This is a genomic window from Pseudomonas sp. HD57-3 (assembly GCF_056113135.1).
Genome location: NZ_CM148568.1, coordinates 107082 through 121158 on the forward strand (window position 1 = coordinate 107082; position 14077 = coordinate 121158).

Annotated in this window: 13 protein-coding genes; 5 read left to right on the forward strand and 8 right to left on the reverse strand. The window is 60.5% G+C overall.

What is annotated here, in order from left to right:
- Positions 1 to 8: 8 nt before the first annotated feature.
- Both AC0R79_RS00520 and AC0R79_RS00525 read right to left on the reverse strand, forming a co-directional pair.
- Positions 9 to 2042: an ABC transporter permease subunit gene (locus AC0R79_RS00520; protein ID WP_207986163.1), complete on the reverse strand. Its 2034-nt coding sequence runs from the start codon at positions 2040 to 2042 to the stop codon at positions 9 to 11.
- A 424-nt stretch (positions 2043 to 2466) separates the two neighbouring features.
- On the reverse strand, positions 2467 to 3468 hold the full coding sequence (locus AC0R79_RS00525) for a phosphate ABC transporter substrate-binding protein PstS (protein ID WP_127800695.1): 1002 nt from the start codon (positions 3466 to 3468) through the stop codon (positions 2467 to 2469).
- Between the two features lie 187 nt (positions 3469 to 3655).
- Between AC0R79_RS00525 and AC0R79_RS00530 the strand changes: the two genes are divergently transcribed.
- Together AC0R79_RS00530 and AC0R79_RS00535 are read left to right on the forward strand one after the other, a co-directional pair.
- Positions 3656 to 4714, forward strand: a complete 1059-nt coding sequence (locus tag AC0R79_RS00530; RefSeq protein WP_039765108.1) for a helix-turn-helix domain-containing protein — start codon at positions 3656 to 3658, stop codon at positions 4712 to 4714.
- On the forward strand, positions 4711 to 5202 hold the full coding sequence (locus AC0R79_RS00535; protein ID WP_474732734.1) for a PIN domain-containing protein: 492 nt from the start codon (positions 4711 to 4713) through the stop codon (positions 5200 to 5202). Before AC0R79_RS00530 ends, AC0R79_RS00535 begins: the two co-directional genes overlap by 4 nt.
- Before the next feature lie 14 nt (positions 5203 to 5216).
- Here the strand turns inward: AC0R79_RS00535 and AC0R79_RS00540 are convergent, their stop codons facing one another.
- On the reverse strand, positions 5217 to 6515 hold the full coding sequence (locus AC0R79_RS00540; RefSeq protein ID WP_474732736.1) for an MFS transporter: 1299 nt from the start codon (positions 6513 to 6515) through the stop codon (positions 5217 to 5219).
- Positions 6516 to 6893: 378 nt separating this feature from the next.
- Here AC0R79_RS00540 and AC0R79_RS00545 point away from each other — a divergent pair, with 378 nt between their 5' ends.
- A complete protein-coding gene (locus AC0R79_RS00545; RefSeq protein ID WP_003229628.1) occupies positions 6894 to 7298 on the forward strand; it encodes an acyl-CoA thioesterase in 405 nt (134 codons plus the stop codon).
- Positions 7299 to 7355: 57 nt separating this feature from the next.
- The gene (locus AC0R79_RS00550; protein ID WP_474732738.1) at positions 7356 to 8255 is read left to right on the forward strand and encodes a D-hexose-6-phosphate mutarotase; all 900 of its coding nucleotides are present in this window, start codon (positions 7356 to 7358) and stop codon (positions 8253 to 8255) included.
- A 48-nt stretch (positions 8256 to 8303) separates the two neighbouring features.
- Here the strand turns inward: AC0R79_RS00550 and AC0R79_RS00555 are convergent, their stop codons facing one another.
- From AC0R79_RS00555 to AC0R79_RS00575, 5 genes are all read right to left on the reverse strand, one after another.
- Entirely contained in the window at positions 8304 to 8840 is a 537-nt protein-coding gene (locus tag AC0R79_RS00555) for a DUF3299 domain-containing protein (protein WP_085606207.1), read from the reverse strand.
- A gap of 103 nt (positions 8841 to 8943) precedes the next feature.
- On the reverse strand, positions 8944 to 9189 hold the full coding sequence (locus tag AC0R79_RS00560; protein ID WP_003229635.1) for a GlsB/YeaQ/YmgE family stress response membrane protein: 246 nt from the start codon (positions 9187 to 9189) through the stop codon (positions 8944 to 8946).
- Positions 9190 to 9459: 270 nt separating this feature from the next.
- Entirely contained in the window at positions 9460 to 10542 is a 1083-nt protein-coding gene (locus tag AC0R79_RS00565) for a 5-(carboxyamino)imidazole ribonucleotide synthase (RefSeq protein ID WP_007954299.1), read from the reverse strand.
- A 10-nt stretch (positions 10543 to 10552) separates the two neighbouring features.
- A complete protein-coding gene (gene purE, locus AC0R79_RS00570) occupies positions 10553 to 11044 on the reverse strand; it encodes a 5-(carboxyamino)imidazole ribonucleotide mutase (RefSeq protein ID WP_007954291.1) in 492 nt (163 codons plus the stop codon).
- A gap of 216 nt (positions 11045 to 11260) precedes the next feature.
- Positions 11261 to 12178: a LysR substrate-binding domain-containing protein gene (locus AC0R79_RS00575; RefSeq protein ID WP_007954288.1), complete on the reverse strand. Its 918-nt coding sequence runs from the start codon at positions 12176 to 12178 to the stop codon at positions 11261 to 11263.
- A gap of 180 nt (positions 12179 to 12358) precedes the next feature.
- On the opposite strand from AC0R79_RS00575, the gene aspA reads away from it, so the two are divergent.
- Entirely contained in the window at positions 12359 to 13783 is a 1425-nt protein-coding gene (gene aspA / locus AC0R79_RS00580; protein WP_039765095.1) for an aspartate ammonia-lyase, read from the forward strand.
- Positions 13784 to 14077: the final 294 nt, after the last annotated feature.

The window sequence follows — 14077 nt, forward strand, 5'->3', positions numbered from 1 at the left end:
ACCTTTGCTTAAAGCGACGAGTATTTCTTGCGCAGACGCTGACGAATCAGTTCCGCGAGGGTGTTCATGACGAAGGTGAACAACAGCAGCACCAGCGCCGAGAGGAACAGCACGCGGTAGTGGCTGCCGCCGACTTCCGACTCCGGCATTTCCACCGCGACGTTGGCGGCCAGGGTGCGCAGGCCTTCGAACAGGTTCATTTCCATGACCGGGGTGTTGCCCGTGGCCATCAGCACGATCATGGTTTCGCCGACCGCACGGCCCATGCCGATCATCAGCGCCGAGAAGATGCCCGGGCTGGCGGTCAGGATCACCACGCGAGTCATGGTCTGCCATGGCGTGGCACCGAGGGCCAGCGAGCCCAGGGTCAGGCCGCGCGGCACGCTGAACACGGCGTCTTCGGCGATCGAGTAGATGTTCGGGATCACCGCAAAGCCCATGGCCAGACCGACCACCAGAGCGTTGCGCTGGTCGTAGGTGATGCCCAGGTCGTGGGAGATCCACATGCGCATGTCACCGCCGAAGAACCAGTTCTCCATGAACGGGCTCATGTACAGCGACAGCCAGCCCACGAACAGGATCACCGGGATTAGCAACGCACTTTCCCAGCCGTCCGGGACTTTCAGGCGGATCGACTCAGGCAGGCGGCTGAAGGTGAAACCGGCGATCAGGATGCCGATCGGCAGCAGCATCAGCAGGCTGAAAATGCCCGGCAGGTGCCCTTCCACATACGGCGCCAGGAACAGACCGGCGAAGAAACCGAGGATCACCGTCGGCATCGCTTCCATCAGCTCGATCACCGGTTTGACCTTGCGGCGCATGCCCGGGGCCATGAAGTACGCGGTGTAGATCGCAGCGGCGACGGCCAGCGGAGCAGCCAGAAGCATCGCGTAGAACGCGGCTTTCAGGGTGCCGAAGGTCAGTGGCGACAGGCTCAGTTTCGGTTCGAAATCGGTGTTGGCCGCAGTCGATTGCCAGACGTATTTAGGCTCGTCGTAGTTCTCGTACCAGACCTTGCTCCACAGCGCGCTCCACGAGACTTCCGGGTGCGGGTTGTCGAGCAGCAGCGGTTGCAGCTTGCCGCCGGCTTCGACGATCACGCGGTTGGCGCGCGGCGACAGGCCGAACAGGCCCTGGCCTTCGACGACTTGATCGACCAGCAAGGTGCGGTGCGCGGTGCTGTGGAACACGCCGAGCTTGCCGCTGGCATCCAGGGCCAGGAAGCCCTTGCGACGTTCTTCGGCGGAAATTTCAACGATCGGCGTGGTGCCCATCTGGAAGGTGCGGATCTGCTTCAGGCGCAGCTCGCCATCGGTGTCGCGGGCCATGAACCACTGGGCCAGGCCACCTTTGGAGTCACCGACGATCAGCGAGATGCCACCGACCAGTTGCGTGGTCGCAGTGACTTCAGCGTCAGCGTTTTCCAGCAGTTTGTAGCGACCGTTGAGGCTCTTGTCGCGCAGGCTGAACACATCGGCCTGAGCACGCCCGTTGACCACGTACAGCCACTGCTGGCGCGGGTCGACGAAGATGTTTTTCACCGGCTCAGTCATCTGCGGCAGATCGATACGCTTCTGCTCGTTGGTGACTTCGCCGGTCATCATGTTTTCTTCGCTGGTCAGCGACAGCACATTGAGTTGCGAACCGGTGGAACCGACCAGCATCAGGGTCGAATCGGTGGCGTTGAGGCTGACGTGCTCCAGCGCACCGCCGCTTTCGTTCAGCGCGATCGGTGCATCGCCATACGGATACTCGATGGCCGGGGTGATGGTTTTCTTGCCATCCGGGTAGCTGACTTTATAAGTGTGACGGAACACCAGCGCCTGACCGTTGGACAGGCCCACGGCCACCAGCGGATGGCCCGGCTGGTCTTCGCCGATGGAGGTCACACTGGCGCCTGCCGGCAAAGGCAGATCGACGCGCTTCAATTCAGCGCCACTGTCGATGTCGAAGAACAGCGCCTGGCCTTTGTCGGAAACGCGCATGGCCACCTGATTCTGCTCTTCGAGCGAAATCATCAGCGGCTTGCCGGCGTCCTGCATCCAGGCCGGGGTGATTGCATCTTTCGCGCTCAGGTCGGCACCTTTGAACAGCGGCGCGACCACGTAGGCGAGGAAGAAGAAGATCAGGGTGATGGCTGCCAGCACCGCCAGACCGCCGACGAGGACGTACCAGCGGGTGAAGCGATCCTTGAGCGCGCGAATGCGGCGCTTGCGTTGCAACTCAGGCGTATTGAAGTCAATGCGCTTGGGAGGGTTCGTAGTCATTTTGGAATTGGCCAGATCATTCATGCGCACACCCTAGCGATCCTGTATGACAGAAAGATGACAATGCAGTGACGCACCAAATCCGCCGCCAGCAGGGCACTGGCAGTGGATAGAAGAATTCGGGGAGTGTGGGGGCCGGGCCGCTTGCGGGCCGGGCCCCACACGTGAGTCAGGCGGGGTTCACCCCTGACTCAGTTTGTTACTTTTTTGCGACTTCAGCGCCGCCTTCCTGCAGACCCAGGTCAGCCAGTGCTTTTGCAGCAACCTTGGCTGGCAGCGGGATGTAGCCGTCTTTCACTACCACTTCCTGGCCCTGTTTCGACAGAACCAGTTTCACGAACTCGGCTTCCAGCGGGGCCAGAGGCTTGTTCGGGGCTTTGTTGACGTACACGTACAGGAAACGCGACAGCGGGTACTTGCCGTTCAGGGCGTTTTCTTCGGTGTCTTCGATGAAGTCAGTGCTGCCTTTCTTGGCCAGCGGTACGGTTTTTACGCTGGCGGTCTTGTAACCGATGCCCGAGTAACCGATGCCGTTCAGCGAGGAGCTGATCGACTGCACGACCGAAGCCGAGCCTGGTTGTTCGTTGACGTTAGGCTTGTAGTCGCCTTTGCACAGGGCTTCTTCCTTGAAGTAGCCGTAGGTGCCGGATACCGAGTTGCGGCCGAACAGTTGAACCGGCTTGTTGGCCAGGTCGCCGGTCACACCCAGCTCACCCCAGGTTTTCACATCGGCTTTGGCGCCACACAGACGGGTGGACGAGAAGATCGCGTCAACCTGTTCCATGGTCAGGTGCTGGATCGGGTTGTCCTTGTGTACGAAAACAGCCAGGGCGTCCACGGCAACCGGGATGGCGGTTGGCTTGTAGCCGTATTTCTGTTCGAAGGCCGCCAGTTCGGTGTCCTTCATCTTGCGGCTCATCGGGCCCAGGTTGGAGGTGCCTTCAGTCAGCGCAGGTGGCGCGGTGGCGGAGCCAGCGGCCTGAATCTGGATGTTTACGTTCGGGTATTCTTTTTTGTAGTTCTCAGCCCAGAGGGTCATGAGGTTGGCCAGGGTATCGGAACCGACGCTGGACAGGTTGCCCGACACACCAGTGGTCTTGGTGTAGCTCGGGATAGCAGGGTCAACAGCGGCAACCGCGTTGGCAGTCGCAACGCCAGCAGCGACAAAAGTCATTGCCGCCATCAAACGCTTCAGTTTCATGCCTTACTCCTAGCAGATAGGGTGTGTTAAGTCGGGGCCAAGTATTAGCAGGCCGTGTGAACACTCTATGGCTGAAATATGACAATTGGATGAAAGGCCAGCATCCGAGATGTCACAAAAAATGAATTCCGCAGCAGGTTGACAAATCGAATCCAAAAGATAGCCTTGTCAACCACGAGAGGAAATCATGATAAACGACCGAATTCGCCGCGCCCGCCTGCAACGAGGCCTCACCCTAGAAGGTCTGGCGGCCCAGCTTGGCGACATCACCAAACAAGCGTTAAGCAAATATGAGAAAGGGTTGAGCACTCCAAATTCTTCTCGCCTGCTGCAACTGGCCAAGGCACTTCAGGTCAGCCCCGAATATTTTTTCCGCGCGGAGGTTATTCCTCTGGCACCTCTTGAGTTTCGAAAGCTGGCCAGAATGCCCAAGTATCGCCAAGCTCAAGTTGAAGAAAAAATTCGGGAACATCTCGAGCGCTACATTTCACTTGAGCAATGTTTCGATCCAGCAGATATCCAGACCCCTGCCACCCCCGCACAGATGCTCCCTGTTTCAACCCTCGAAGAGGCTGAGCTGGCAGCCGAGAAGCTTCGCCAGTTTTGGGGAATCGGTAGCGATCCCATCGCCAATCTGACTGAGCAACTGGAAGAGCACAGCATCAAGGTTGCAATGCTGAACGGCCCAGATGATTTCGATGGCGCTTGTGCTGCTACCGGTGACGGCGAACATGTACTAATTGCTTTGAATGCTGACCGTCCAGGTGAGCGAATCAGATTTACGGCTGCTCATGAGCTCGGCCATTGGGTTATGGCGTTGCCTGGAGACATGCCGGAGAGAGACAAAGAAAACTGTTGTCACCGTTTTGCCGGCGCATTTCTCTACCCCGCCAAAAGCGTAACCGGCGATTTCGGCAGCCATCCCCGGTCCAGAGTCCATCCACGAGAGCTACTGATCGCCAAACGCCAATACGGAATATCGATGCACGCTGCGTTGAGACGACTGAAGGATCTGAAGCTACTTAGCGAAAGTGGCTACAAATCCCTCACTATTCAATTCAGTGCCAACGGCTGGCGCAAAGCAGAGCCCGAACCTATGCCGTGCAAACCGCCCCAGCGCTTTGATTCCCTGGTGTTCTGGGGATTGGCAGAAGGATTGATCACCAAGTCGCGGGCTGCTGAACTCCTGCGCAAACCAGTGAGCGCACTTGACCCCAATTTCTTGGGCTCACTGGAGAGTGCATGAGTCTGATCTATATCAGTGATACAAATATCTGGATCGACTTTAGAAATGCCGGATTGCTGGGGCAGATGTTCAGCTTGCCGTTTACGCTGTGTTGCACTGACTTCGTAATGTACGAACTCGACGACTTTTCACACGACGAGCTGCTCGACCGAGGGTTGATTGTCGAATCGTTCGATGAGGCAGGTGTAATAAGATTGTCTGGGCTGAGGATCGAGCACAACAACAGCTCTTTAGCCGACGTCTCCTGCTACTTGCTTGCGCAGGAAACGGGCCGTCCTTTACTCACCGGAGATGGCAGGTTGCGCCGTCAGGCCCAAAGAGATGGGTTACAGGTACACGGCGCGCTATGGCTGCTCGATTTAATGGTAGAGCACCAAGTCATCGACGAAACGGAAGCTGCAAATGCTTTGGCTCACATGCTCGAACACGGTGCTCGCCTGCCGATTGGCGAGTGTGAAACAAGGCTTTCGCGCTGGCGAAAGCCCTGAGTTCTGGAACTAAATCAGCGTCCCTTCTTCCACAACCACGCGCCGACCAGAATCCCCATCCCGCACAGCACCGCCACATAATAGGCCGGGCCCATCGCGCTTTCTTTCAGCAGCAGGCTGACCACCATCGGGGTCAGGCCGCCGAAGATCGCGTAAGCGACGTTATAAGAGAAGGACAGACCGCTGAAGCGCACCACCGGCGGGAACGCTTTGACCATCACATAAGGCACCGCGCCGATGGTGCCGACCAGGAAACCGGTCAGCGCGTACAGCGGGAACAGCCAGTTCGGGTGATCGGCGAGACTGTGATAGAAGGTCCAGGAACTGGCCAGCAACCCCAGGCAACCGAACACGAACACGCGACCGGCACCGAAGCGATCGGCCAGCGCGCCGGAAATGATGCAGCCGAAGCTCAGGAACACGATCGCCAGGCTGTTGGATTGCAACGCGGTGGTCGGCGAGAAGTGATAGACCGTCTGCAGCACGGTCGGGGTCATGAGGATCACCACGACAATGCCGGCGGACAGCAGCCAGGTCAGCAGCATCGAGACTGCAATCGCCCCACGATGGTCACGCAGCACTGCGCGCAGCGGCACTTCTTCGGCCAGGGCCTTGCGTTGTTGCAGTTCGGCGAACACCGGAGTTTCGTGCAGCCAGCGGCGCAGGTAGACCGAGAACAGACCGAAAACGCCACCCAGCAGGAACGGGATCCGCCAGGCGTAATCCGAAACTTCCACTGGCGTATAAATGCTGTTGATCGCGGTGGCGACCAGCGAGCCGAGCAGGATGCCCGCCGTCAGGCCGCTGGTCAGGGTGCCGCAGGCGTAGCCGATGTGCTTGCCGGGTACGTGTTCGGAAACGAAGACCCAGGCCCCCGGCACCTCACCGCCAATTGCCGCGCCCTGGATGACGCGCATCAACAGCAGCAGGATCGGCGCCCACAGGCCGATCTGGGCGTAGGTCGGCAGCAGGCCCATGATCAGGGTCGGCACGGCCATCATGAAAATGCTCAGGGTGAACATCTTCTTGCGCCCCAGCAGGTCGCCGAAGTGCGCCATCACGATCCCGCCCAGCGGCCGTGCGAGGTAGCCGGCGGCGAAGATGCCGAAGGTCTGCATCAGACGCAGCCACTCGGGCATGTCGGCCGGGAAGAACAATTTGCCGACCACGGTGGCAAAGAACACGAAGATGATGAAATCGTAAAACTCCAGCGCGCCCCCCAGGGCCGATAGCGACAGAGTCTTGTAGTCATTGCGGGTCAACGGTCGTGCGGGTTGGTCGGGCTGCGCGAGGCTCGAGGGCGCTGTGGTCATGGCAAGGTCTTCTCTTATAGTCGGATCTGCCGCCACAACAACGCTGGCTGTGGCTCGGGCAGGTTCGGCACCATAGCAAATTGTTCGAAAAAGCACATAGAGGCGCGTATTTGCCGGTCGAAATCAGAACCGGACGGTCGTCGCGGAGTCTACCGACCGATATACTCGCAACCTTGCTCCGGTTTGTAAGGGGTTGCTGTGCGAAAACGTCGTTGGCCCGACCCTTGCTCGGGATTAGCCGGTTTCGCAGAGTTTCTCCTTAGGCGCCTGATGGAAAACGTGACGAACGTAGTATGTTCGGTGCTGAATCGTTTTTCCCGAAGACGGCTACCACCAGCAATACCCAACGAAGAGTCACGGGTCAGAGGCACCCCCGGCATGATAGAGCTCGAACAAGAAGATCCGATCCCGCAAGGCGACCTGGCCCTGCAAATCACCGCGCTTCCCCGCGAAACCAACGGCTTCGGCGATATTTTCGGCGGCTGGCTGGTGGCGCAGATGGACCTGGCCGGCACTGCCATGGCCAGCCGTGTTGCCGGCGGCCGTGTCGCAACCGTGGCCATCGATCGCATGGCGTTTCTGGTGCCGGTGGCTGTCGGCGCGCAATTGTCCTTTTATACCCAGACCCTGGAAATCGGCCGCAGCTCGATCCAGATGATGGTCGAGGTGTGGAGCGACGATCCACTGTCCAGCGAGTGGCGTAAAGTGACCGAAGCGGTGTTCGTGTTCGTTGCCATCGATGGCAGCGGCCGCACCCGTTCGGTTCCGCCACGCGCACGTTAAACCTCGCGGCCGTTTCACGGTCGATAGTCGTCCAAGTTGCTGATCGAGAGTTGTCCCATGAACACGCCCAACGTTGAAGCCGTGAAACTGGATGAACTGAACTGCTGGCGCATCCGCCATGGTCAGGCCGAAGTGCTGGTGGCCCAGCAAGGCGCGCACATCCTCAGTTATCAGGTGGGCGGCCAGCCGCCGCTGATCTGGCTGAACGACAAGGCCGTGTTCAAGACCGGCCAGAGCATCCGCGCCGGCGTGCCGGTGTGCTGGCCGTGGTTCGGCGTCTTCGCCCGCAACCCGCAGAGCGTGCAGGCGATGCGCGTCAGCGAAGAACCGGCCGCCGCCCACGGGTTTGTCCGGGCGATGGATTGGGAACTGGGCGGCATCGAAACCGAAGGTGAAAGTCTGAAGGTCGAGTTCAACCTGCCCTACCCCGAAGGCGGTTTTCCGGGCTGGCCGCATCAGGTCGACCTGACCTTGACCCTGCGCCTCGACGATCAGTTGCACATCAGCCTGACCAGCCACAACCGTGGCGCCGACACCGTCAGCATCAGCCAGGCGCTGCACAGCTATTTCGCGGTCAGCGATGTGCGCAACGTGCGCGTCGAAGGCGTGGATGGCCTGGATTACATCGAGACCCTGGACGACTGGAAGACTCACACCCAGCAAGGCGACCTGCGTTTTGCCGGGGAAACCGACCGCATCTATCTCGACGCTCCGCGGCAACTGAGCATCGTCGACCCGGCCTGGGAACGGCGCATCGTGCTGACCGCCAGCGGTTCACGCACGGCGGTGATCTGGAACCCGTGGATCGACCGCGCCGCTGCGCTCAGCGACATGGACAACGATGGCTGGCAGCGCATGCTGTGCATCGAGACGGCGAACGTCATGAACGACGTGGTGAACCTGTCACCGGATGCCAGCCACACCATGGGCGTCAGCGTCGGCAGCAAGCCGCTCTGAAAACAAAAAACGCAGCCCTGAGGCTGCGTTTTTTTTTGCGGGTCTGAATTACAGATCCGATTCCTGCACCACCCGCACCTTGTCCGCCTCCAGCGCATACGCCGCGTCGGCGAGATCATTGCTGACCTTCTCGATCTTCAGCGTGCCGGTCACCCACAGCGGCGTGTAGATGTCATCCAGCTTCAAGCCTTTCGGATAACGCACCAGCACCAGTTGATTCGGCGGCGGTGGCGGCACGTGGATGCACGCGCCCGGATACGGCACAAGGAAGAACAGCGTGCTGCGGCCCTTGGCGTCGGATTCCAGCGGCACCGGATAACCACCGATGCGGATGTGCTTATCGTTCATCGACGCCACCGTCTTGGTCGAATACATCACCGCCGGCAAACCTTTGGCCTGCTTCATCCCGCCTTTCTGGGTGAAGGTGCCGGTGGCTTCCGGGGAGTTGTGGTCGATTTCAGGCATGGCCTCGAGGGCTTTCTGGTCCGACTTGGGCATCAGTTCCAGCCAGTCGGTTTCCGGCAGATCGCCGGCGTGGGCCAGACCGCTGCCCAACAAAAGGAGAGTCAACAGAAGACGGCGCATGAAGGTGCTCGGTAAAGGATGCTCGAATAAGGAGGGAACGCTGAATCGCCGAGCATTCTAGCCCTCCCCGCCGGATTGGCAGAGAGGGCTTTGTCGCTTTGGATCAGTTCTTTTTGATCAGGCCGTAGATCACCAGCAGCACGATCGCGCCAACCAACGCGCCGATGAAGCCGGCGCCCTGACCCGCCTGATAGATGCCCAGGGCCTGGCCGCCGTAAGTGGCTGCCAGCGAACCGCCGATACCGAGCAGGATGGTCATGATCCAGCCCATGCTGTCATCGCCCGGTTTCAGGAACCGCGCCAGCAGGCCGACGATGAGGCCGATAAAGATGGTTCCGATAATTCCCATGGCATTTCCCTCTGAATAGTTGGCGTGCCCTGCCTCACCAATGCGTTCCACTTTTGACGAGTGACTGTTGCCGTCAAGCAAGGCGCCGCGACGAGTCATAGCTGGCTATGGCGAGGAGCGGCAACGCAGCATGACGGTAACAGGCGCCGTCAAAATGGAACAGCATTGGTGAGGCAGGGCGCTCAGCCAAAGCCTAGTCAGACTTTGGCATCCTGCCATGAGAGAACGGCGGCCCCTTAATGGTTCCGCCGCTGCCAGATGAAACTGTCGTTACTCGGCGATCAGCGCTTCGACCTTGAGGATCTGCTGCTCGAGGGTCGCCTTGTCCTTGCAGCGCAGGTTGGCGTGACCGACCTTGCGCCCGGCCTTGAAGGCCTTGCCGTAGTGATGCAGATGGCAATCGTCGATGGCGATGACCTTTTCAACCGGCGGTACAACGCCGATGAAGTTGAGCATCGCGCTCTCGCCGACCTTGGCGGTCGAACCCAGCGGCAGACCGGCAACGGCCCGCAGGTGGTTTTCGAACTGGCTGCACTCGGCGCCTTCGGTGGTCCAGTGCCCGGAGTTGTGCACGCGCGGGGCGATTTCGTTGGCCTTGAGGCCGCCGTCGACTTCAAAGAACTCGAACGCCATCACGCCGACGTAGTTCAGTTGCTTGAGCACGCGGCTGGAATAGTCTTCGGCCAGGGCCTGCAACGGATGATCGGTGCTGGCAACGGACAGCTTGAGGATGCCGCTGTCGTGGGTGTTGTGCACCAATGGATAGAACTTCGTCTCGCCATCGCGGGCACGCACGGCGATCAGCGACACTTCACCGGTGAACGGCACGAAGCCTTCCAGCAGGCAGGCCACGCTGCCCAGCTCGGCGAACGTACCGACCACATCTTCCGGCTTGCGCAGGACTTTCTGGCCCTTGCCGTCGTAACCCAGGGTGCGGGTTTTCAGCACGGCCGGCAGGCCGATCGACGCGACGGCGGCGTCCAGGTCGGCTTGCGACTGGATGTCGGCGAACGCCGGGGTCGGAATCCCCAGGTCCTTGAACATGCTCTTCTCAAACCAGCGGTCGCGAGCGATACGCAGGGCTTCGGCGCTCGGGTAGACCGGCACGAATTGCGAAAGGAACGCCACGGTTTCGGCCGGGACGCTTTCGAACTCGAAGGTCACCAGATCGACTTCATCGGCCAACTGGCGCAGATGATCCTGATCGCCGTAATCGGCCCGCAGGTGTTCGCCCAGCGCAGCGGCGCAAGCGTCCGGCGCAGGGTCGAGGAAAGCGAAGTTCATGCCCAGCGGGGTGCCCGCCAGGGCCAACATGCGACCCAACTGGCCGCCACCGATTACACCGATCTTCATCTCAACAACCTCAGGCAATACGTGGGTCTGGATTGTCCAGGACGCTGTCTGTCTGCTCGGCACGGAAGGTTTTCAGTACCGCGTGGAATTGTGGATGCTTGGCGCCCAGGATGCTCGCCGACAGCAGGGCTGCGTTGATCGCACCGGCCTTGCCGATGGCCAGGGTGGCAACCGGAATACCGGCCGGCATCTGCACGATCGACAGCAGCGAGTCGACGCCCGAGAGCATCGCCGACTGCACCGGTACGCCCAGCACCGGCAGGTGGGTCTTGGCCGCACACATGCCTGGCAGGTGGGCTGCGCCACCGGCACCGGCGATGATCACCTCGATGCCGCGGCCTTCAGCCTCTTCGGCGTACTGGAACAGCAGATCCGGGGTGCGGTGGGCGGAAACCACCTTGACCTCGTAAGGGATGCCGAGCTTTTCCAGCATATCGGCGGTGTGGCTAAGGGTGGACCAATCGGACTTGGAGCCCATGATCACGCCAACCAGTGCACTCATCGTCGCGCCTCTTCTCTCTGGGCGCCCGCAGGCGCGTCAAAAACAACAAGCCACGCAGGATGCGTGGCTTGTTGTAGGAAAAATGGCCGGACGAACCGGCCGAAGGCCGCGCAGTATACCGCAAAGAAAGCAATAAACAGCCCCCGTTGCGACCATCTGTCATCTGCCGCAAAAGCCCGGTTTTATTGACTCGAAGGTCAGTGGCCGGGACATGTTTCACGCACCGGCCGGACCTTGCGCCGCACCGCCTTCCAGCTTGCGCCACAACAACCGCACATTGGCCTTGCGCACCAGCGCACAGCGGTACAGGCGAATCTCCAGCGGTACATGCCATTGCGGGCCGCCACAAACTACCAGCTCGCCCCGGGCCAGTTCGGCGCGCACGCTCAGTTGCGGCACCCAGGCAATGCCGAGGCCTTCCAGCGCCATGCTTTTCAGGCTGTCGGCCATGGCCGTTTCATAGATCGTGGTGAAGCGCAGCTGACGCTGACGCAGCAAGCCGTTCACGGAGCGTCCGAGAAACGCCCCGGCGCTGTACGCCAGCAACGGCACACTGCCCTCGCCTTCCAGATCGAACAGCGGCTTGCCATTGGCATCGGCCGCGCACACCGGAAGCATTTCGGTCTGGCCCAGGTGCAGCGACGGGAAGATCTCCGGGTCCATCTGCATCGCCGCGTCCGGGTCGTAGAACGCCAACATCAAATCGCAGCCACCTTCACGCAGCGCGTGAACCGCGTCGCCAACGTTGGTCGCCACCAGCCGGGTGGCGATGTTCAGACCCTCGTTGCGCAATTGCGCGATCCAGCGCGGGAAGAAACCAAGCGCCAGTGAATGCGCCGCCGCGACCTGGATCACTTCGCCCTGCCCGCCTTCCAGATGATGAAGATGACGCAACACTTCACCGAGCTGTTCGACCACCGTGCGCGCGGTCACCAGGAACAGTTGCCCCGCCGCCGTCAGCTCGATCGGCGTACGCGAGCGGTTGACCAGCGTCAGGCCCAGCGCCGCTTCCAGGCTGCGGATCCGCCGACTGAACGCCGGCTGGGTCACGAAGCGCCGTTCGGCCGCCTGCGAGAAGCTGCGGGTGGCGGCCAGAGCACTGAAGTCCTCGAGCCATTTGCTTTCCAGATTCATCACGTCCTCCCGGACACGCACCAAAACAGGTCACACGTCTGCCGCGCACGCGGCGTCACACGAGCATTATGCCGAATGTGCATAGGGCAGTGTTTAACAGCATTGGCCCAAAAATTCCCACAAGCCTAGCATTCGCAGCGTTCCGGCACAGACCGGGTCCATATCGAGATGATTTCTATCATGTCCTCCGCTGCATCATTCCGCACAGAAAACGACCTGCTTGGCACCCTCGAAGTCCCTGCTCAAGCGTATTACGGCATCCAGACCCTGCGAGCGGTGAACAACTTCCGCCTCTCGGGCGTTCCGATTTCGCACTACCCGAAGCTGGTTGTCGGTCTGGCGATGGTCAAACAGGCCGCCGCTGACGCCAACCGCGAGCTAGGTCACCTGAGCGAAGCCAAGCACGCTGCCATCAGCGAAGCCTGTGCCCGTCTGATCCGCGGCGATTTCCACGAAGAGTTCGTGGTCGACATGATTCAAGGTGGCGCCGGTACCTCCACCAACATGAACGCCAACGAAGTGATCGCCAACATTGCTCTTGAAGCGATGGGTCACCAGAAAGGCGAGTACCAGTACCTGCACCCGAACGACGACGTGAACATGGCGCAGTCGACCAACGACGCCTACCCGACCGCGATCCGCCTGGGTCTGCTGCTGGGTCACGACGCGCTGCTGGCCAGCCTCGACAGCCTGATTCAGGCATTCGCGGCCAAGGGTGAAGAATTCAACCACGTCCTGAAGATGGGTCGTACCCAGCTGCAAGACGCCGTGCCGATGACCCTGGGTCAAGAGTTCCGCGCTTTCGCCACCACCATGGGCGAAGACCTGGCCCGTCTGAAGACGCTGGCCCCGGAGCTGCTGACCGAAGTGAACCTGGGCGGCACCGCGATCGGTACCGGCATCAACGCCGACCCGCGTTATCAGGCCCTGGCCGTACAGCGCCTGGCGCTGATCAGCGGTCAACCGCTGGTTCCAGCCGCCGACCTGATCGAAGCCACCTCCGACATGGGCGCCTTCGTGCTGTTCTCCGGCATGCTCAAGCGCACCGCGGTCAAGCTGTCGAAGATCTGCAACGACCTGCGCCTGCTGTCCAGCGGCCCGCGTACCGGCATTAACGAAATCAACCTGCCGGCGCGTCAGCCAGGCAGCTCGATCATGCCAGGCAAGGTCAACCCGGTTATCCCGGAAGCCGTGAACCAGGTGGCTTTCCAGGTCATCGGTAACGATCTGGCGCTGACCATGGCAGCCGAAGGCGGCCAACTGCAACTGAACGTGATGGAGCCGCTGATCGCTTTCAAGATCCTCGACTCGATCCGCCTGCTGCAACGCGCCATGGACATGCTGCGCGAGCACTGCATCGTCGGCATCACCGCCAACGAAGCGCGCTGCCGCGAACTGGTCGAACACTCGATCGGTCTGGTCACCGCACTGAACCCGTACATCGGCTACAAAAACGCCACCCGCATCGCCCGTATCGCCCTTGAAAGCGGCCGCGGCGTGCTGGAACTGGTGCGCGAAGAAGGTCTGCTCGACGAAGCCATGCTCGCCGACATCCTGCGCCCGGAAAACATGATTGCTCCGCGTCTGGTGCCTCTGAAGGCCTGATCCGACGCGTTACTTGTAGCACCGCTCACCAGGTCGAGGGACTAGACACCTCTCACCTTTTGAGGGCTTGGGGATGATTCCCCGAGCCCTTTTTTTTAACTGTTTGAACCTGAGAACCGTATGTATGGAAGCTGACCGCAAATCAGCTTTCACACAAACCCGACGCCGGTAACGTCGGGTGTTTCAAAGCCTCGTTTCGTCGCTTGCACCACAACCGTGCAGACGGGCGCCGCACTGATCGGTATAGTGCCGCCCCTCTTCGCGTGAGCGGTCGTCGGTAACGAGGCCATAACC